17 protein-coding genes are annotated in these 20,227 nt (G+C 52.2%); 12 read left to right on the top strand and 5 right to left on the bottom strand.

Annotated elements, in window-relative coordinates:
* Window positions 1-52: 52 nt before the first annotated feature.
* Window positions 53-1,123 (bottom strand): outer membrane-stress sensor serine endopeptidase DegS, encoded by a 1,071-nt coding sequence (gene degS / locus SAMA_RS16040; protein ID WP_011761181.1) that lies wholly within the window; start codon window positions 1,121-1,123, stop codon window positions 53-55.
* A 95-nt stretch (window positions 1,124-1,218) separates the two neighbouring features.
* Entirely contained in the window at window positions 1,219-2,568 is a 1,350-nt protein-coding gene (locus tag SAMA_RS16035; RefSeq protein WP_011761180.1) for a DegQ family serine endoprotease, read from the bottom strand.
* Window positions 2,569-2,810: 242 nt separating this feature from the next.
* Here SAMA_RS16035 and zapE point away from each other — a divergent pair, with 242 nt between their 5' ends.
* The 7 genes from zapE to rlmB all read left to right on the top strand — a co-directional run bounded on the left by zapE (window position 2,811) and on the right by rlmB (window position 10,619).
* On the top strand, window positions 2,811-3,920 hold the full coding sequence (zapE, locus tag SAMA_RS16030; RefSeq protein WP_011761179.1) for a cell division protein ZapE: 1,110 nt from the start codon (window positions 2,811-2,813) through the stop codon (window positions 3,918-3,920).
* 280 nt (window positions 3,921-4,200) lie between these two features.
* Complete coding sequence (gene rplM / locus SAMA_RS16025) at window positions 4,201-4,629, top strand: 50S ribosomal protein L13 (protein ID WP_011761178.1); 429 nt, start codon at window positions 4,201-4,203, stop codon at window positions 4,627-4,629.
* Window positions 4,630-4,643: 14 nt separating this feature from the next.
* A complete protein-coding gene (gene rpsI, locus SAMA_RS16020) occupies window positions 4,644-5,036 on the top strand; it encodes a 30S ribosomal protein S9 (RefSeq protein WP_011761177.1) in 393 nt (130 codons plus the stop codon).
* A 348-nt stretch (window positions 5,037-5,384) separates the two neighbouring features.
* Entirely contained in the window at window positions 5,385-6,680 is a 1,296-nt protein-coding gene (locus SAMA_RS16015; protein ID WP_011761176.1) for an adenylosuccinate synthase, read from the top strand.
* Window positions 6,681-6,797: 117 nt separating this feature from the next.
* The gene (locus SAMA_RS16010; RefSeq protein WP_011761175.1) at window positions 6,798-7,412 is read left to right on the top strand and encodes a tetratricopeptide repeat protein; all 615 of its coding nucleotides are present in this window, start codon (window positions 6,798-6,800) and stop codon (window positions 7,410-7,412) included.
* A 39-nt stretch (window positions 7,413-7,451) separates the two neighbouring features.
* Window positions 7,452-9,878, top strand: coding sequence for a ribonuclease R (gene rnr, locus SAMA_RS16005; protein ID WP_011761174.1), 2,427 nt, complete (start codon window positions 7,452-7,454; stop codon window positions 9,876-9,878).
* Window positions 9,879-10,619, top strand: a complete 741-nt coding sequence (gene rlmB / locus SAMA_RS16000; protein WP_041409909.1) for a 23S rRNA (guanosine(2251)-2'-O)-methyltransferase RlmB — start codon at window positions 9,879-9,881, stop codon at window positions 10,617-10,619. It abuts the gene before it with no gap.
* An 86-nt stretch (window positions 10,620-10,705) separates the two neighbouring features.
* Here rlmB and SAMA_RS15995 read toward each other — a convergent pair whose 3' ends face one another.
* On the bottom strand, window positions 10,706-11,452 hold the full coding sequence (locus SAMA_RS15995) for a DUF481 domain-containing protein (protein ID WP_011761172.1): 747 nt from the start codon (window positions 11,450-11,452) through the stop codon (window positions 10,706-10,708).
* Between the two features lie 223 nt (window positions 11,453-11,675).
* Between SAMA_RS15995 and rpsF the strand changes: the two genes are divergently transcribed.
* From rpsF to rplI, 4 genes are read left to right on the top strand one after another with little or no spacing between them, the layout of a single operon-like run.
* The gene (gene rpsF, locus SAMA_RS15990; RefSeq protein ID WP_011761171.1) at window positions 11,676-12,083 is read left to right on the top strand and encodes a 30S ribosomal protein S6; all 408 of its coding nucleotides are present in this window, start codon (window positions 11,676-11,678) and stop codon (window positions 12,081-12,083) included.
* Between the two features lie 9 nt (window positions 12,084-12,092).
* Window positions 12,093-12,398, top strand: coding sequence for a primosomal replication protein N (priB, locus tag SAMA_RS19440; RefSeq protein WP_083766423.1), 306 nt, complete (start codon window positions 12,093-12,095; stop codon window positions 12,396-12,398).
* An 11-nt stretch (window positions 12,399-12,409) separates the two neighbouring features.
* Window positions 12,410-12,637, top strand: a complete 228-nt coding sequence (gene rpsR / locus SAMA_RS15985) for a 30S ribosomal protein S18 (RefSeq protein WP_011761169.1) — start codon at window positions 12,410-12,412, stop codon at window positions 12,635-12,637.
* A 40-nt stretch (window positions 12,638-12,677) separates the two neighbouring features.
* Complete coding sequence (gene rplI, locus SAMA_RS15980) at window positions 12,678-13,127, top strand: 50S ribosomal protein L9 (RefSeq protein ID WP_011761168.1); 450 nt, start codon at window positions 12,678-12,680, stop codon at window positions 13,125-13,127.
* A 244-nt stretch (window positions 13,128-13,371) separates the two neighbouring features.
* On the opposite strand, the gene SAMA_RS15975 is transcribed toward rplI, so the two are convergent.
* Window positions 13,372-16,290: a TonB-dependent receptor gene (locus tag SAMA_RS15975; protein ID WP_011761167.1), complete on the bottom strand. Its 2,919-nt coding sequence runs from the start codon at window positions 16,288-16,290 to the stop codon at window positions 13,372-13,374.
* A 202-nt stretch (window positions 16,291-16,492) separates the two neighbouring features.
* On the bottom strand, window positions 16,493-18,682 hold the full coding sequence (locus SAMA_RS15970) for a S46 family peptidase (RefSeq protein ID WP_011761166.1): 2,190 nt from the start codon (window positions 18,680-18,682) through the stop codon (window positions 16,493-16,495).
* A 121-nt stretch (window positions 18,683-18,803) separates the two neighbouring features.
* On the opposite strand from SAMA_RS15970, the gene dnaB reads away from it, so the two are divergent.
* Window positions 18,804-20,210, top strand: a complete 1,407-nt coding sequence (gene dnaB / locus SAMA_RS15965; protein WP_011761165.1) for a replicative DNA helicase — start codon at window positions 18,804-18,806, stop codon at window positions 20,208-20,210.
* The last annotated feature ends 17 nt before the right edge of the window (window positions 20,211-20,227 follow it).

The raw sequence follows: 20,227 nt of genomic DNA, 5'->3' as shown, positions 1-20,227 counted from the left end.
AAAAATCCCGGCCAGTGGCCGGGATTTTTGCCTGAGGTCAAGTATTCTGCGGTTAGTTATACTCGGTTGCCTTCTCGCCGATAATCACGGGTAAGGTGTAAGCCTTGCCCTGGCGAATGATGGTCATCTGCACTTCGGTACCGGGTTTGGTTTCTGCAATGCGGTCCATCAGCATTTCAGCACTGACCACACTTTCACCGCCATATTCAATAATCACATCCCTGGGTTGCATCTGGGCATCGGCTGCCGGTCCGTTGCGATCCACGCCTGTCACCAGTACGCCGCGAACTTCCTGCATTTTTAGCACCTGCGCCATAAAGGGTGTCAGCGCCTCGCCGGAAATCCCAAGGGCACCGCGGATCACCCGGCCGTGTTCGATGAGTTTACCCATGATGGAGTAGGCGAGGCGGATGGGAATCGCAAAGCTGATGCCGTGTCCACCGCCTTCATCACCTATCTGGTAGGCGGCGGTGTTGATGCCTATCACATCGCCATTGGTATCTATCAGGGCACCACCCGAGTTGCCCGCGTTAATGGCCGCATCGGTCTGCAGGAAGTCCTGATAACCGGAGCTCAAACCGTTACGACCTGTGGCACTGATAATGCCCTGGGTAATGGTTTGACCCAGGTTATAGGGATTGCCGATGGCCAGCACCACGTCACCTACCTGGGGCGGGGTGGTGAGGTTAAGTGGCACCACAGGCAGCTTATCCCCTTCAATTTTGAGTACGCTCAGGTCTGTTTCCGGATCCGAGCCAACCACTTCGGCGCTGAAACGCCGGCCATCCTGCAGGGCGATGACAATTTCATCTGCCTTCTTGATAACGTGGTAGTTGGTGAGTATGTAGCCTTCCTTGCTGATGATCACCCCCGAGCCAAGCCCCTGGAGTGCGCCACTGTTGAGCGGTTGGCGCTGATCTATGCTGATGTTGTATATGTTGGCGACCGCGGGTGCGGCACGTCTGACCGCCTTGGCAAAAGAAAGTTCGCTGCCACCATTGCCACGATCCCGGAACAGGTTGCCATGGTCGTTACCCAGGTAGTTTTGCGCGAGAAGAAACACGGCGGCCATCACTAAGCCAAAGAGCACGGCTTTGCCTAAATAGAGTAAAGCGCTTTTCATTGGGGTGATTCGAATTGTAAAAAAGTTGAACTAGATTATCACGTTTCAAAACAATAAGCCCAGCGGGAGGCTGGGCTTATGACCGGGGTAGCAGCTTATCTCAGTACGAGATAACGGATGCTCTTTCCTCGCAGTACTTTCAGGGCGGCAGCGCCATCCTGTTCTTTCAGTTGCTCTCTGAGCTCTTTCAGGTCTTTCACGGCAGTGCGATTGACACCCACTATGATATCACCCTTGCGCAGACCGCTCAGAGCGGCAGGGGAGCCTTCCTGTACTTCCATGATTTCAACCCCTTTGGAGGTGCTTTCGAGATTTGCACCGGCCAGCTGAGGGTGCAACTCATCAGCGGAGGCTGTTTGATTGGACGCTTCGCCCAACGTGACCTTCACTGTCTTGTTTTTGCCGTCGCGGATGATGCCCAGTTCCACCTTGGCACCGGCGCCCAGAGTGCCTATTTTGGCGCGCAGTTCCTGGAAGCTCTTAATCTTACGGCCATCAACGCTGATGATGATGTCACCGGCTTTGATGCCAGCGTCGTCGGCTGCGCTGTCTGGCATGACTTCATTCACAAAGGCACCGTGCTGGGAGTCCAGACCAAAGCCTTCGGCCAGTTTACTGTCGAGCTCACGTCCGGAGATGCCGAGTACACCGCGGCGCACTTCACCATGTTCGATAATCTGATCCACCAGTGAATGCATCATGTTGGCGGGAATGGCAAAACCTATACCCACGTTGCCGCCGCCGGGAGCAACGATGGCGGTATTGATACCAATCAGCTCGCCACGAAGATTCACCAGTGCGCCGCCTGAGTTACCGCTATTGATAGCCGCGTCGGTTTGGATAAAGTTTTCCAGCATCTCGATACCCAGACCACTGCGGCCCAAGGCAGAGACTATGCCTGAGGTCACTGTTTGGCCCAGACCAAAGGGGTTGCCTATGGCTACGGCGAAGTCGCCCACGTGGATGGCATCTGAGTCGGCCGACTTAATCTCGGTCAGTTTATCCGCCTTGATTTGCAGCAACGCAATATCGGATTCACTGTCGCTGCCGATGAGCTTGGCTTCAAATTCGCGCCCATCGAGCAAACCAATCTGTATGGTGTCTGCGCCATCAATAACGTGGTTGTTGGTGACTATATAGCCCTTGTCTGCATCGATAATGACGCCCGAGCCCAGTCCGCGAAAGGGGCGTTCACGAACCTGCTCCTGAGGCGCGTTGGGACCAAAAAAATAGCGGAATACATCGGGGACCCGCTGCTTGGAGACATGGGTACCCGACACAGCAACCGAGACCACAGCCGGAGTGGTTTTTTCCAACATGGGCGCAAGGCTTGGCAGCTGCTGTCCGTCAACGGCTACCGGCAAAGAGGCATAAGCGGGCAGGGTGCCAAGGGTCAGGGTTGCACCTAAAATAGCGGCGGATACGAGGGAGAGTTTTGCTTTCATCTTAGTCATTGCTCCAATTCGGGGATCGGTTTCAAAGTGACAGGCTTGGCACTTGTATAACCCTTCCGACCCGGGTGTAACAACAAAGTTCGTCACGATTAACAAAGGTTAATACGCCTTTCATCTGCTCTTTCGAGGGAGTATTCAGGCGACGTTTGTCGGGTACGTCGGCTATTACCTTGGTCGCCCCGGCATGTTAACATTCACCCAATTTCATATATGTCCCCCAGAGAATAATTCAAGTGTCACAACTGACCCCCTGGCAGCATTATCAACAGGACTTGTTAAAAGAAGGCTTTTCCCACGATCCGGCCCAAGAGCAGGCAGTAAAGGCGTTGCAAAAAGTGTACGAAGAGCTTATTGCCAGTGCACCGGCCGCCGGACTTTTTGGTCGCCTTGGCAGTAAACTGGGATTCGGTAAAAAGCGCCATGTCAGGGGGCTCTATCTGTGGGGCGGCGTTGGCCGTGGTAAAACCTACCTGATGGACACCTTTTACGAAGCCTTGCCCTTTGACGCCAAGCTCAGGGCGCACTTCCACCGTTTTATGCATCAGGTGCATCTGGATCTCGATCGCCTCAAGGGCACCCGCGATCCTTTAGTGGTGATTGCCAAAGAGATGGCTGCCAAGGTTCGGGTGATTTGCTTTGATGAGTTTTTCGTCTCGGATATCACAGATGCCATGTTGCTTGGCACCCTGTTTGAAGCCCTGTTTGATGAAGGCGTAGTACTGGTTGCCACTTCCAACATCATCCCAGATGACCTGTATCGAAACGGGCTACAGCGGGCGCGCTTTTTGCCGGCCATAGCACTGATTAACCGCCACTGCGCCGTGCTGAATGTGGACTCCGGCATCGACTATCGCCTGCGTACGCTTGAGCAGGCCGAGATTTACCATTTTCCCCTGGATGCCCAGTCCGAGACCAACCTGCTTAAATATTTTGACCAGCTGACCCCTGAGTCTGAGGTGCAGACGGCTCCCATTGAAGTGGAAGGCCGTCAGCTGAGCATTCGTAAACAGGCCCAGGGAGTTCTCCTCGCAGACTTTCGAGCACTGTGCGATGGGCCGCGTAGCCAGCGTGACTATATGGAGCTTGCAAGGCTGTATCACACGGTATTGCTGTCGGGCGTCGAGCAGATGGGTGCCCGGGAAACCGGAGATGACATAGCTCGCCGATTCCTGGCGTTGGTGGATGAGTTTTACGAACGCCACGTGAAACTCATCATTTCTGCCGAGGTTGCCCTGGAAGATATCTATAGTGAAGGCCTGCTCAGTTTCGAGTTTCGTCGCTGCCGTTCCCGGTTAATTGAAATGCAGTCTCACGACTACCTGGCGCTGGAGCATCTGCCCTAGAAAAGAAAAGCGAGCAAAGGGCACCGAAGGCGCGGCCGATCCCGCCGCTGTAAAGCGCCAAGCGCCGGATCCTCGCGATCTTTTTTGATTTTGATTTGAAAAAGCAGGTGATTTTTAACCCAGCCTTGGATATAATTCGCGACCTGCCCACGTTACCTCCGCCGAAGAGGCGGAAATCAAAGCCGATTTCCCTACTCGAAGGGGTACTGGAAAAGGCAAATGTGTTATCCGGGGTTCGGATAATATGTGTGACAGAATTTAACTTTGGGTTTTTGTAATAATGAAGACTTTTACTGCCAAGCCAGAAACTGTATCTCGTGACTGGTACGTTGTTGACGCCGAAGGTAAGACTCTGGGTCGCATCGCTACTGAAATTGCTAGCCGTCTGCGCGGTAAGCACAAGCCTGAGTACACTCCTCACGTTGACACCGGTGACTACATCATCGTTATCAATGCTGAGAAAGTGACTGTGACTGGCAACAAAGCTGCAGGCAAGATGTACTACTCTCACTCTGGTTTCCCAGGCGGCATCAAAGAAATCAACTTTGAAAAGCTGCAGGCTCACAAGCCAGAAATGATCATCGAGAAAGCAGTCAAGGGTATGTTGCCAAAAGGCCCGCTGGGTCGTGCTATGTTCCGCAAGCTGAAAGTATACGCTGGCGCCGAGCACAACCACGCTGCACAACAACCTCAAGTTCTTGATATCTAAACGGGATTAAGTAAATGGCTGCTACTCAGTACTACGGCACTGGCCGTCGCAAAACTTCTACCGCTCGCGTATTCGCTAAAGTAGGCAGCGGTAACATCATCGTTAACAAGCGTCCTCTGGATGTTTATTTCGGTCGTGAGACTGCTCGTATGGTTGTTCGTCAGCCGCTCGAGCTGGTTGAAATGACTGAAAAGCTGGACATCTATGTGACTGTTAAGGGCGGTGGTATCACTGGCCAAGCCGGTGCCATCCGTCACGGTATCACCCGCGCTCTGATGGAGCTGGACGAGTCTCTGCGTCCTACTCTGCGTGCCGCTGGTTTCGTTACCCGTGATGCCCGTCAGGTTGAGCGTAAGAAAGTTGGTCTGCGCAAAGCACGTCGTAGACCACAGTTCTCCAAGCGTTAATTTTCGCTTCGAGTCTGCAAAAAACCCGGCCTTGGCCGGGTTTTTTATTATCTGTCGGTTATTTACGTCAGTTAAACCCTGCACAAAGGGCTCCTTTTGACCGAGTTAAAGTAACGGCAATGTAAAAAACCGGTCGTGTCAGTCGCAGTTCGCGAAGATTATGGTATTGCTCAATGTGAGCGAGCTGAACATGGAATAATGTCTTCTTATCAATGTGTTGAATGGCTATGGTCTTTATCAAAACACCAAGGCGTCAGGCGGCAATTGATTATTTTTTCATAAATCCCTTGCCCATCCCCCCCTGAAATCTGCTAAAATTCTGCTTTAACCGCAACCTTGCAGCAAACAATGGGCAAAAACGTAGTTGTTCTCGGCACCCAATGGGGTGACGAGGGAAAAGGTAAGATTGTCGACCTTCTCACTGAACAGGCAAAATACGTAGTTCGTTATCAGGGCGGCCACAACGCTGGTCACACTCTGGTAATCGATGGTGTTAAAACCGTTCTCCATCTGATCCCCTCAGGCATCCTGCGCGATAATGTGAAATGTATTATCGGTAACGGTGTTGTGCTGGCTCCAGACGCGCTGATGAAAGAAATCAGCATGCTCAAAGAGCGTGGCGTACCCGTTGAAGATCGCCTGCTGATCTCCGAAGCTTGTCCACTTATCCTGCCGTTCCACTGTGCAGTGGATATCGCCCGTGAAAAGGCGCGCGGCAACAAGGCTATCGGTACCACTGGTCGTGGTATTGGCCCTGCCTATGAGGACAAGGTGTCACGTCGCGGTCTGCGCGTGGGAGATCTGTTCAATGCTGAACTCTTCGCCGAGAAACTCAAAGAAGTGATGAAGTATCACAACTTCATGCTGACTGAGTACTATGGCGCCGAAGCCGTTGACTATCAGACAACCCTCGACGATGCACTGGCAATGGCCGACTACCTCAAGTCTATGTGCGTTGACGTGACAGAAATGCTGGATCAGGCCCGCAAAGCCGGTGAAAACATACTGTTCGAAGGTGCTCAGGGTACACTGCTGGACATCGACCACGGTACTTATCCGTTCGTGACTTCGTCCAACACCACTGCTGGCGGCGTTGCAACCGGAAGCGGTTTTGGTCCATGTCATCTGGACTATGTGCTGGGTATCATGAAGGCCTACACCACTCGCGTGGGTGCCGGTCCTTTCCCAACTGAACTCGAGTGTGAAATTGGTGACCATCTGGGTACCAAGGGCCACGAGTTTGGTGCCACCACTGGCCGTAAGCGTCGTCCAGGTTGGCTCGATGCTGTTGCCATGAAGCGTGCTATCCAGATCAACAGTCTGACAGGTATCTGTTTGACCAAGTTGGACGTGCTGGACGGCCTGGAAGAAGTGAAGATCTGTGTGGGTTATCAGCAGCCAGATGGCACTGTTACCACTGTGACTCCTCTTGCCGCTGAAGGTTATGAGCTGGTAACCCCAGTTTATGAAACCCTGCCAGGTTGGAGCGAGAACACCTTCGGTGTGACTTCCATGGATCAGCTGCCACAGGCGGCCGTTAATTACATCAAACGTATCGAAGAGATTTTGGAGACGCCAATCGACATCATCTCTACCGGTCCGGATAGGAACGAGACCTTTATCCGGGTCAGTCCGTTTAACTGATGTAAGAAGAGGCCGCGATTAGCGGCCTTTTTTATGTCTGTCTCTTGAGGGGACAGACTCAAGATTTGAGTTATACTGCCGATAAATTGGTTATCTGCCAGTCCTCGGGATTTCCTTATGTTGCGCCTTTTCTCAGTCTTGTTAATGCTCGTCTCGCCCGCTCTGATGGCTACCGAGGCTGTAGATGTCTACACTCAGGAGCAATTGCTGTCACTCATTCGTTCTGAGCAGCATCTGGTCCGGGTCAAACAGGACGACTGCCAATTGGTGCAGGACATCGAGGCTCATGCCGAGGTGCTCAAGCAGCCCCTCTATCAATTTTTATGGGGCGAGATGTTTATCCATGGGGTATGCATCAAAAAGGATGTGCCCCGTGGGCTGCAGTTGCTCAAAGATGCCGCAGGGCAGGGCAGCACAGAAGCCATGTTGCAGGTGGCCCGCTATTATGAAGATGGCAAGTATGTGCTAAAAAATAAGCACAGGTCGGTACAATACCTGTACCCCGCCGCCGCCAACGGCGACCAAAAGGCGCGCATGATGCTGGTGCGTCTTTACAACGAAGGATTTGGCAGTCCAAGAGACTATGAGATGGCCTACCATTGGCTGTACAACGAGGCATTTAATGATCAAAAAACTAAAGATCAAGCCTGGGGACTGCTGCAAAAACTCGAATCTATGATGCCCGCCAGTGCCGTGGCCAGAGCCCGGGGTGAGCATCTTTGGAATTACTGACACCCGGGCAGGGGCCTGGGTGAACTCAATGGAAACTGAATGATTAACGATCCGCATTTTGAGCGTGAACAGGAAAAATACGACAACCCCATCCCCAGCCGGGAATTTATCCTCGAATATTTGAGGTCTCAAACTTCTCCTCAGCCTCGCGACAGTATTGCCGAGGCCCTGAAAATCCATGATGAAGAGCGCTTGGAAGCCCTGCGCCGCCGACTGCGCGCCATGGAGCGTGATGGCGAGCTGGTGTTTACCCGTGGCCAATGTTACGGCCTGCCCGAACGCATGGACTTGATGAGTGGTACTGTCCTTGGCCACAAAGATGGCTTTGGCTTTTTCCGCCCCGATAACGGTGGCGACGATCTTTTTATCAACGAGCGCGATATGCAGCTCTACTTCCATGGCGATAAGGTGCTGGCGCAAAAAGCCGGCGTTGACCGCCGTGGTCGTCGCGATGCGCGCATTGTGAGGCTCTTGTCAGAGCGCAGCGCTGCCCTGGTGGGCCGCTTCTATGTTGATGCCGGTATGGCCTTTGTGGTCGCGGATGACAAGCGTATTCCCCACGAAATCCTCATTGCCAACGAAGATAAAAATGGCGCCCGCCACGGCGATGTGGTGGTGATCGAGCTGACCCGCCGCCCGGGACGTTACGTGCGTGCCGGTGGCAAGGTGACTGAGGTGCTGGGCAAACAGATGGCACCTGGGATGGAGATCGAGATTGCCCTGCGCAATTACGACCTGCCACACCAGTGGTCAGCGGTGATTGAAAAGAAGCTGCGCCGCATCCCGGATTATGTCACCGATGAAGACAAGGAAGGCAGGGTCGATCTGCGAGAGCTGCCACTGGTTACCATAGACGGTGAAGATGCCCGCGACTTTGACGATGCTGTCTATGCCGAGCGTAAGCGTGGTGGCGGCTGGCGCCTGTGGGTTGCCATTGCCGACGTGAGCCATTATGTGCGCACCGATTCAGCACTGGATAAAGAAGCCCGCGCCCGGGGGAACTCCGTGTACTTCCCGTCGCAGGTGATCCCCATGCTGCCGGAAAAGCTCTCCAACGGTCTGTGCTCATTGAACCCGGGTGTTGACCGCCTCTGTATGGTGGCAGAGATGACAATCTCCGCCAAGGGTGGTCTGTCGGGTTACAAGTTCTACCCAGCGGTGATGCACTCCCATGCCCGCTTCACCTATACCCAGGTGGCGGCCATGCTGGAAGGTGGCGAGGTGAAAGACGAGCACAAGGCCTTGTTCCCGCACCTTAAGGTGCTTCAAGAGTTGTATCTGTGTCTGGATGAGCAGCGTGCTGAGCGCGGCGCTATTGCCTTTGAGACACTGGAAACCCAGTTTATTTTCAATGAGCAGCGCAAGATTGACCGCATTGTGCCCCGTGCCCGTAATCAGGCCCACAAGATCATTGAAGAGTGCATGATTTTGGCCAACGTGGCCGCCGCCAAGTTTGTGATTAAACATAAGGGCCATGTGCTTTATCGGGTGCACGAGAAGCCGTCAGAGCAAAAGCTGACCCAGTTTAAAGACTTCCTTGCCGAGCGCGGTTTGTCCATGACCGGCGGCCTCGAGCCCGAGCCTGCCGACTATTTGGCTCTGATGGCTCAGTTGGCCGGCAGACCTGATGCCGAGCTTATTCAGGTGATGCTGCTGCGCTCGATGCGTCAGGCCGTTTACACCCCGGATAACGAAGGTCACTTTGGCCTGGCGCTGGAAGCTTACAGCCACTTTACCTCGCCCATTCGCCGCTACCCCGACTTGGTGCTGCACAGGGTTATCCGTTATCTGCTCGCCAAAGAGCGGGGTGAAGCCAGTGAGAAGTGGACCGCCGATGGTGGCTACCACTATCAGCTGGAAGAGTTGGACCTCCTCGGTGAAGAGTGCTCCAATACCGAGCGCCGTGCCGATGAAGCGACCCGGGATGTGTCCGACTGGCTTAAGTGTGAGTTTATGCAGGACCACGTGGGTGACAGCTTCAGTGGTGTGATTGCCTCTGTGACCAGTTTTGGTCTGTTTGTGCGTCTGGATGAGCTCTTTATCGATGGTCTGGTGCACATCTCCAGTTTGGGTAGCGATTACTTCCAGTACGACCCTCAGCGTCAGCGTCTGATCGGTGAAAACTCTGGTCAGATCTACCAGATTGGCGATCCGGTGGCCGTGAAAGTTGCCTCGGTTAATCTGGACGACAGACAGATTGATTTGCAGATGGAAGGTGAGCGCCCGGGCCGCAAAAAGGCTGGCAAGAAGCCAACGACCGCCCGTGACAGAGCCAATCTTGAAGGTGCCCGCACTGGTAACGGCAAGCCCGGTAAAGGCGGTAGCGTGCGCAGCCAGTTGGCCGGCGGCAAATTGGGGGGCTCTGAGACCAAAAAAAGAGACGCCAAGGCCAAAGACGGTAAGAAACCCAAAAAGGCGGCAGAAGCCAAGCCCAAGGCCGCTAAACGAGTTAAGAGAAAGAAATAAATGAAAAAACAGGAATTGGTGTTTGGCATTCATGCGGTCGAGTCTGTGCTAAAGCATGCCCCCGAGCGCGTGCTCGAGTTGTGGCTGATGACCGGCCGTCAGGACGAACGGGTGCTGCCACTCTTGGAAATAGCGCAAAACTGGGGCATCAAGGCCCAGCAGGCAGCACGCAAAACCCTTGACGAAAAAGCCGAAAGCACACAGCATCAGGGCATTATCATTCGGGTGCGTCCGGCTAAGGTGTTGACTGAAAACGATCTCGAAGCTTTGCTCGATGCCACCGAAACCCCGTTTTTACTGATCCTCGATGGGGTGACAGACCCTCACAATCTGGGCGCGTGTTTGCGTAATGCCGATGCGGCTGGCGTGCATGGGGTGATAGTGCCTAAGGACAACTCAGCCGGTTTGACGCCAACCGTGAGTAAAGTGGCCTGCGGCGCGGCGGAAACCGTGCCTCTGTTTCAAGTGACCAACCTTGCCCGCACCATGAAGCGCATTCAGGAGCGCGGCGTGTGGATTGCCGGTACCGCCGGTGAAGCTGACTCGACTCTGTATGAGGCCAATCTCAAAGGGCCGCTTGCCATTGCCATGGGCGCGGAAGGCAAGGGCCTCAGACGCTTAAGCCGTGAAGGTTGCGATACCCTGATTTCCATCCCTATGGCAGGCAGTGTTTCCAGCCTCAACGTCTCTGTGGCGACCGGAATCTGTTTGTTTGAGGCCGTGCGTCAGCGGTTGGGATAACCTTCCCGCCGCAAGGTGTTTATCAAATAAAAAAGGATTGCCCAGGCAATCCTTTTTTATTGATGGAAACTGTGGGTGATTATTGCTTACTGGAAGGTATAGAGCAGGTTAAAGGTGGTGACCGTATCGACCTGCTCTGTGCCATCGGGCACCACTTCTGTGTATTTCACGTTCATGCCCACTTTAAAGGCCAAGTCCTGAAACAGGATATTCTTGTAACCCATATCGAGTGTCACCGCGCTATTGTTTTGCCCAGTCTCTGCGGTGAGGTCGGCCGTAAAGCTGCTGTACTCATGAATTCGCTGCTCAAACTTGGCGGCGGCCCGTACAATGACATCTGTGTTGGCATCCGGGTCTGGTTCGGTGGTTGTGGCTTTCGCCAGGCTGTATTGATAACCGGGGCCGATTTCGAGTTTAAGTTTGGTGGCGTAGCTGCTGATAGCATCAAAACCGTAACCCACAGAACCCGTGTACAGGCGGGTGTATGAGCCAAACTCATCCCAGGTACCTTCACCGCGGCCAAAGAAGTAACCGGAATCGACCTTGTAGTTTGACTGCAATTGGACGTCGTACTTCTCTGCGGTGGTTTTTTCTGAATCGGACGCAAAATAGGCCTTCAACAAAGCTTCCTGTTTGGCTTTTTTGGTGTCGTATATCAGCCTGGTGCGACCGTTAAAACTGGTGGACTGCGTGTTACCCGTATTGAGCTGGAGGCCAGCTTCCACTTCTGCGGTCAGCCCTGTGGCGGGTTCCTGATACTGGGGCGGTACAAGTGCCTGCGTCTGGAAGCTTAACAGCAGGCAGCCGATGGAGAGGATGCGTTTGTTTATCATTATTCAGCCTGTATTCCCGGTTTGACTACAGGCCCGGACTCCCGGGCGAAGATGCGACGGGCAATCATACCTTTGATGGTGGCCAGAACAAAGTTATTGCTTGAGTTTTCGGCCGTCATTATGTAATATTTCGCGCCTTATCAGCCCGATTGAATTCGTTCCTTGCCTCTAACTTGGTCCGGCTGAGCCAATAACGAGGCTACAAACCCGTAAGGAGCAATAAATGCGTCATTACGAAATCGTATTTATGGTTCACCCTGATCAGAGTGAACAAGTAGCTGGTATGATCGAGCGTTACACTGGTGTTATCACCGACGCTAACGGCAAGATCCACCGCTTGGAAGACTGGGGTCGTCGTCAACTGGCTTACCCAATCCAGGATCTGCACAAGGCTCACTACGTTCTGATGAACGTTGAAGCCACTGCTGAGTCTGTTGAAGAGCTGGAGACAGCTTTCCGTTTCAACGACGCTGTTCTGCGTAGCATGGTAATGCGCACCAAGGGTGCCATCACCGAAGCCTCTCCAATGGCTAAAGCTAAAGATGAGCGTGATGCTCGTCGTGCTGCCATCAGTGAGCGCTCTTCTGAGGCTGATGAAGTCGAAGAAAACGCTGAAGAATCTGCCGAGTAATTTCTGTTTGTGACCGCAAACTCTTTGGTGCTGACTGGCTCTGTATTGAGAGTCAGACGCTTTAAAAGCCCAGCCGGGATCCCACACTGTGTGGTTCAGCTAGAGCACCGAAGCCAACGTTTCGAAGCCGATTTGCCCAGAAACGTATATTGCCAAATTCAGGCAATCATGAGCGGTCAGCACTTTGAGTGCATCACAGATAAATTGCAGGCAGGCATGGAGATCCAGGTAACAGGTTTCCTATCGACTCAACAGAGTCGGAGTGGACAAAGTCGCTTGGTACTGCATGCCGAAAATGTCGAATTGAAATCTTAGGAGACTGTCACATGGCACGTTATTTCCGTCGTCGCAAGTTCTGCCGTTTCACCGCTGAAGGTGTTGCAGAGATCGATTACAAAGATATTGCTACTCTGAAGAACTACATCACTGAGAGCGGCAAAATCGTTCCTAGCCGTATCACCGGTACCAGCGCTAAGTACCAGCGCCAACTGGCTCGCGCCATCAAGCGCGCTCGTTATCTTTCTCTGCTGCCATACACTGATCTGCATCAGTAATTCCAGCATTGAAGCCTAATCGTATAGAGAGGATTTGATAATGAACGTTATTCTGCTTGATAAAATCGCAAACCTGGGCAACCTGGGTGACCAGGTGTCTGTAAAGGCTGGTTACGCTCGTAACTTCCTGCTGCCTCAGGGCAAGGCCGTTGTTGCCAACGCTGAAAACGTAAAAGTTTTCGAAGCCCGCCGCGCTGAGCTGGAAGCCAAACTGGCTGCCGACCTGGCTGCTGCTGCTGACCGCGCCGAGAAGATCGCTGCTCTGGAAGCTGTTGTTATCGCTTCTAAAGCCGGTGACGAAGGCAAGCTGTTCGGTTCAGTTGGTACTCGCGACATCGCTGATGCCGTGACTGCTGCTGGCGTTGAACTGGCTAAAGCCGAAGTTCGTCTGCCACTGGGCGCTCTGCGCACCACTGGTGACTTCGAAGTTGAAGTACAGCTGCACACTGAAGTTAAGTCTGTTGTTAAAGTAACTGTTGTTGCTGAATAATCAGATTTGAATTCAAAGAAAACACCGCCTCCGGGCGGTGTTTTTTTATGCTTTGATTTTGCGGCTCTATGATTTTGTATTGGCGACTTCAGCCCTCAATTTCTCATAGGGTATCAAAAGATGATGACATTTGCGGGCTAACCCGAAATAAGTCACCTGTGGTGGCCAACTCGTTCCGGGCTGTAAGTTTAGCCGATAAAAAAACACCGCCAGAAGGCGGTGTTTTTAGCACTTTTAAGAGCTATCAGAACTTGATATTCGCACTCAGACGAATGTAACGAGGTTCTTCAAACTCTTCTGGCAAGCCATAAGCTGGGTTGTACTCACCACCAATGTCCAGATATTCATTGGTCTTGATAACGTTTTGCGAGTTAAAGACGTTAAATACATCTAAACGAATATCAGCATCAACGGCATCAATAAAGCTCAGGTTGTAAGTCGCACTCAGGTTAACGGTAAAGCGCCAATCCTCACGACCCATACAACCACGAGCGCACAACTGTCCAAATGGGTAGTAGGTGTCGCCATACTCGTATGGATCTGGATAATCCGCAGGCAGGTGATCACCAAAGGCATTCTTAGGACGGCCTGACTGAGCCGTCATATTTGCACCAACGGTAAAGTCTTCAGCTACCTTGTATGCACCATAGACTTTAATGGTGTGGCGACGGTCGTTAGGCAGATAGCCGTCAGCACCATCCATAAGGTATGGGAAGTCCCAGTCGGTGGTTAAGCCGGCATCATCTTGACCGTTGTCTGACTTCACATAGCCTTCGGCGTTACCATAGCTTTGTGCCCAGGTATAAGACGCGTTCACGGTCCAGTCATCATTCCAACGACGGGTCAGTGTCAGTTCAACCGAGTTGTACATACGCTCAGGATCTGGATAGCCCATTTGATCAGCACCGATGACTACTTGTTCAAGGGTGCCATCGCCATCAGTATCGTAATATACAGTCACGTCAGTGTTAGGGTTAGTCAACACATAGTAACCACCATGGCTAGGGTCATACTCCCAACCGTTGGCGACAATACCTTTATCGATGGTGATGTCATCAATGATGCGCTTAAGATCACGGTGGGTAAATTTAATACCTGTGGTCCAGTCTTCATCCAGATTCATTTCATAGCCCAAGATGAGTTCGTCTTGGTACATTGGTTCGATTGAGGTATCAAGGATTTCTGCAGGGTCAGCTGCTTCGCCATTACCAAACACGTTACGATCGCCCAATGCTGCGCCGATAGTTGGGGTGCCATCTGCTGCTACGCCATCCAGAACATGGAAGTCTTCATAGTAAAGCTCTGCACCGGCCATACGTACGTTGGTGTTAGAGGCGACAGGAATATGATAGCGACCCCAGTTGACGAACACTTTTGATGTGCCGTCGTCAAATGGATCCCACGACAGGCCAATACGGGGAGCTAATTGGTTATCAATCTTGATAAATGCTTGATCATTGGCGTTCAGGTTTTCAAAAGATTCTGAGCGCAGACCGATACGTGCAGTCAGGTTTGGCAGGATGTTCCAAGTATCTTCCAGATACCACGCCAACGATTTGCTGGTAAATTCACCGCCGTTTTCATACACACGTGTACGGACGAATTCAGTATCTTGAGCCAGTACATGACCATTGTCGAGAATACGACCAGCAGCACCTTTGTAGTAACGGTAGTATGAGTGACCAGAGTAGAAGCTGCTTTCCAATGAGGTGTTATTTTCATAGTCCACACCAAATCGGATAGCATGATCGTCAAACAAATCGAGGTTGAAGTTCAGGTTGGTCTGTTCGCGCTTATCGGATTCTGCGCTCGCGGTAAAGTTTTGCCAGCAACCCAGGGCTACCAATCCGCCATTTCTGCTATCGTAGATGGCTGGACAGCTTTCATCTTCAGGGGCTTGGCGAGTACTGTTAAATTCAACTTCGCCATACAGCGCATCCATAGAAAGCCAATCAGTAAATCGTCCTTTGTATTGGGCTGACCATGTGGTACCACCGGTGTTAAGAACTGATATCCGACTTACTTCATTGGTTTCACGGTCGTAGGTTGTATCCACATAGTCTTCACCGTCGGAGAATCCCCACACCATCAGAGAGTGGTCTTCGCTGATTTGCCAGTCAACACGGGCAAGCCACAGAGGGTCGTCATTTTCACTCACAGTGTATTCACTACCACTTGCCGCAGCATTTCGGGTCTCATACTTCTGCGGTTGGATCAGACCATAAACGAACAATGTGTCTTCGATAATAGCGCCAGATGCTGAAAACTCGGCCTCGAAGTCATCCGTTTTATCCATGCTGTTATCCCAAAACATGTCAAACGGTTGGATACTGCCAGCGCTATCTCCTACAGGATAAACAACAGAAGGACGCTGTTCACGTAGAGCATCTGGTTCCCAGCGTGCGGCCACGCCGAATTCCCAGTTGTTGTTACCGCGCTTGGTTACTGCGTTAACTACCCCACCAGTAGAACGGCCAAACTGAGCTGAATAGCCACCGGTTTTTACTTGGAATTCTTGATATGCGCTGAATGGAATATCAGCAATAGAGGTACCGCGACGGAAACCCGTTACGTTAACGCCGTTAATGATAAAGGTGTTTTCAGCAACAGATGCACCACCAAATGATGCGAGATTGCCGAATGCAGAGTCACCTTTAGTTGTACCTGGAGCGAGAAGCGCAACAGACACCACATCCTGAGAAATAGGCAGGCGGGCAACCTCATCGGCACTGATAGTCAGAGCAATTTCAGGGGTCGCAGTATCTACCATGGCCACTCGGGCACCAGTAACAGAAATGCGCTCTACATCACCACCGACCATTGGCACTTCGATAGAGACTTCGCTACCAATTGAAACTTTAGCTGTTTCAATTACTTGTGTTTGGTATCCCTCTTTGCTGATGGTGATTTTGTACTCACCGATATCTAAAGAGGGAATACGGAAAGTACCATTTTGACTGACGGTTACTGTTGTCGTTGCGCCATTGGCTTTATTTGTAATCGTGACGGTAGCACCTGCGAGCGCACTGTTACTTACAGAATCAACAATCTGTCCCTTCATCGAGCCAGAAGTATTGTTTGCTGCAAACGTTGGAACAGAGATTGCGAACAGTGCTGAGACTGATGCTGCCACCATAGAGCGGCGGAAGTTGGTTCTAGTCATGAGAAGCATTCCTTTGAACGTTTGTTATTTTAGATTCATACGCTTACCTGCTTATGGATGCAGGTTGGCTGGAAAATCTTCTCACATTATGTATATAAAGTGTACTTAAAAGTTATATCAATGTTAATTTATGATTCAGGTTGTGTATTTGGAAATAAAAAAGGCCACTTTAGAAGGCGGCCTTTTTTTATAATTTTAATTATCAATTAGTTACCAGGGTGAGTTCCTGTAACAAATTCTGCGCGTTATCCACCTTGTCCATCATCCACAGGATATAGCGAACATCCACATGGACTGCACGGGTGATTTCAGGGTTGAAGAACCAGTCTTTGGTGATGGCTTCATAGGTGGAATCAAAGTTGAGCCCCACCAATTCACCACGACCATTGAATACCGGAGAGCCTGAGTTGCCGCCCGTGGTGTCTACGCTGGACAGGAAGTTGACCGGTACCGAATTAAAGGCTTCGGGTTTATCCAGGCAAGAGAACAGCTTACACATAAAACTGCGGGCGTCTGGGTAGAGGTCATCCACATTATGTTTGCCCATGTCACCACGCTTGATGGCATCCAGCACCTTTTGTGGCGCGTTAAATGGCTCTACGCCAGTGTGTTTGGCTACTATGCCTTCCAGACGGGTGAAGGGCTGCTTGTAGAGTGCATCACGTGACTGATAGCCATCTACCATACCGTAGGTGATACGCAGAGTGCCGTTGGCATCCGGGTATACTGGCCAGCCTTTATCCTTGTTGTAGGCAATCACGGCCTGCATCATCGCCGGGCGGGCAATACTGAGCTTACCATCCAGCGTTTTTTCCGCTTTTTCCTGGGCCATACGGGTGTCGTAGAGCGCCACTGCCAGTTTGATAAAAGGATCGTCACTGGCTTCAAAGTCCGCCGGGGTTTTGTCCATCCACCCAAGGCGCGTGGCCTGGTCGGTGAGGCCGGTGGCTGCATAGAGTCCATCCAGCATGGATGACAGATCCTGTCCTTCTTTAACTGTCAGCATCTTATCCAACACATCGACGCGCTGGTTTTGACCGAGATACTCTTCGATATCCGCCTGCCACAGCACCTTGTCGACTTTAACGTCGAAGCTTGAATCGATACGTTTCAGGCGATCGGCGAACATCTTCATGTCCCGTTCCTGATAGCCCAGCTCACGGTCGGCATCGGCTTTTTGTTTCTCTTTGGCCAGGCGATACAGGCTGTTTGCTGCAGTGAGCAGATCGCTCGATTGAGCATTGTTGAAGTAGTAGGTGGTCTGATACTGAGTTTGGCCTTCTTTAATCAGTGCCTTGAGCTCATCCATCTGCTTGGCATCGCCATGGCTGGCATACCAGGTCATAAAGGCATCTTCACGTTGCTGCTTGATGGCGGCAATGTCGGTGGCCTTAAAGCCGTCGAGCAGACCGTTAAGCTTCTTCATGCGGTTGGCCATGCCTGCCACGGTACCTGCGTACTTGATGGCCAATTCAGTGTCGGCAGCGCCCATGGCTTCGATGGTATCGATGCGGGCCTGGAAGCGTTTGGCCTGGGTGGGGTAGAGCCAGTCGCTGGCAAACTCAAGTTCGGTGGTCAAACGGTAGCGGCTGGTTGAGCCTGGATAGCCTGCTGCAAATACACCATCACCGGCCTTCACGCCGCTGGCGTTAATTTTGAGGAAGCTTTTTGGCTGATATGGCACGTTGTCTTCAGCGTAAGGTGCCGGTTTGCCATCTTTACCAACATAGGCACGCAGGAAGGTGAAATCGCCGCTGTGGCGAGGGTATTCGTAGTTGTCGATATCGCCGCCGTAGCCACCAACACTTTCAGGAGGCGCGTAGACGAGGCGTACATCGCGGATCATCAACTGCTTGATAAGGTAGTATTCCAGCCCGTTGTGGAAGCTTCTGACCGAGCAGCGGTAGTTATCGTCACTCTCACACTCTTTGATGAGCGCTTTTTGACGATTTTCAATGGCTTCAACACGGGCCAGCGGCTCTTCCGGCAGGGCGTCACGGATTTGCGCGCTGACATCTGTCACGGCTTCGGTCACGTACAGGCGCTCGTTGGGGCCAGCGGAAGGCTCTTTATCCATGCTGGTCGCCAGGAAGCCATCGGCAAGATAGTTTTTCTCTTTACTGCTGTTATATTGAATGGCTCTGAATGCGCAGTGATGATTTGTCACCGCCAGCCCTTGGGGGGATACAAAACTGGCGGTACAATAGCCCAGCCCCACCACGGCGTTCATGGGATAGCGGCTTAAGTCGGCCAACTGCTCTGCTGGGATGTCTATACCGCGGGCTTTGAGTTTGTCTGCGATGGAAGGCATTTGATAAGGTTGCCACTGGCCTTCGTCGGCGAGTGCCACTCCGGAAGAAAGCACCAGAGCCGCTGCCACTAGGTTGCGCATGTTGATTCCTTAATTATTGTTCGTGAGTCCATCGTGGATGGGATGCGTTTGGCTTTGGTGATGCCAAAGTCGGTGAGTTTTATACCATATTTTGCAAATCCGTTGGATATTGGGAGACTGAATGTCACAGGAAGCCGCCTTTAAACCAAAGGGCAAGTTAAAAGATGCCCAGGTTGAAGCCATCAAAATGCCGCCGCATTCGATAGAGGCCGAGCAATCGGTGCTTGGCGGCCTGATGTTGGATGCTGAGGCTTGGGACAAAGTGGCCGAAGCCGTGGTTCGTGAAGACTTTTATTCCCGCTCTCACCGATTGATTTTCTCTGCCATGCAAAAGCTGGTGGAGCAGGGCCAGCCCCTGGATTTGATTACTGTGTCGGAACAGCTCGAACTGAATAACGAGCTGGACGATGCCGGCGGTTTTGCCTATTTAGGTGAGATTGCCAAAAACACTCCCAGCGCCGGTAACATATTGTCTTACGCCGAAATTGTACGTGAGCGCGCCGTGGTGCGGGAAATGATTCGGGTTGCCCATGAGATTGCCGACGCGGGTTACAACCCCGAAGGTCGTGACTCCAGTGCCTTGTTGGATCTGGCGGAAACCAAGGTGTTCAAGATTGCCGAGCAGCGGGCCAATGCCAACGAAGGGCCCGAAGATATCAAGGCAATCCTCGAAAAAACCGTCGATAAAATCGAGCAGCTTTATAACAACCCCCACAATGGCGTGACCGGGGTATCCAGCGGCTTTTCGGATCTCGACCGTATGACCGCAGGTTTTCAAAGCGGTGACCTTGTGATTGTGGCGGCACGTCCGTCCATGGGGAAAACCACCTTCGCCATGAATCTCTGCGAATACGCCGCCATGAACGAAGACAAACCGGTACTGATTTTCAGTCTCGAGATGCCCTCAGAACAGATCATGATGCGTATGCTGGCGTCCCTTGGCCGCGTTGATCAAACCAAGGTACGTACCGGTCAGCTGGATGATGAGGATTGGGCGCGGGTGTCTTCCACCATGGGGTTGATGCTCGAGCAGGGCAAGATGTACATCGATGACAGTTCTGGCCTGACCCCAACCGAGGTACGCAGCCGCGCCCGCAGGGTGGCCCGTGAATGGGGTGGTCTGTCGATGATCATGGTGGACTACCTGCAGCTGATGCAGGTACCGGCGCTGGCCGATAACCGTACCCTGGAAATTGCCGAAATTTCCCGCTCGCTCAAGGCACTTGCCAAAGAACTGGAAATCCCTGTGATTGCCCTGTCACAGCTTAACCGCTCGCTGGAACAAAGGGCCGACAAACGCCCTGTGAACTCGGATCTGCGTGAATCCGGCTCTATCGAGCAGGATGCGGACCTTATCATGTTTATCTACCGGGACGAGGTATACAATAACGATTCCCAGGATAAAGGCACGGCCGAAATCATTATCGGTAAGCAGCGTAACGGCCCCATTGGCCGGGTGCGTCTGACCTTTCAGGGGCAATTCTCCCGCTTTGACAATTATGCCGGCCCTCAGTTTGAAGAAGACTGATCATCGCTCGAATCTCA

Source organism: Shewanella amazonensis SB2B, from assembly GCF_000015245.1.
In the GTDB taxonomy this organism is placed as follows: domain Bacteria; phylum Pseudomonadota; class Gammaproteobacteria; order Enterobacterales; family Shewanellaceae; genus Shewanella; species Shewanella amazonensis.
The sequence above is the reverse complement of the archived record's forward strand: the minus strand, read 5'-3'. Positions and strand labels throughout refer to the sequence as shown.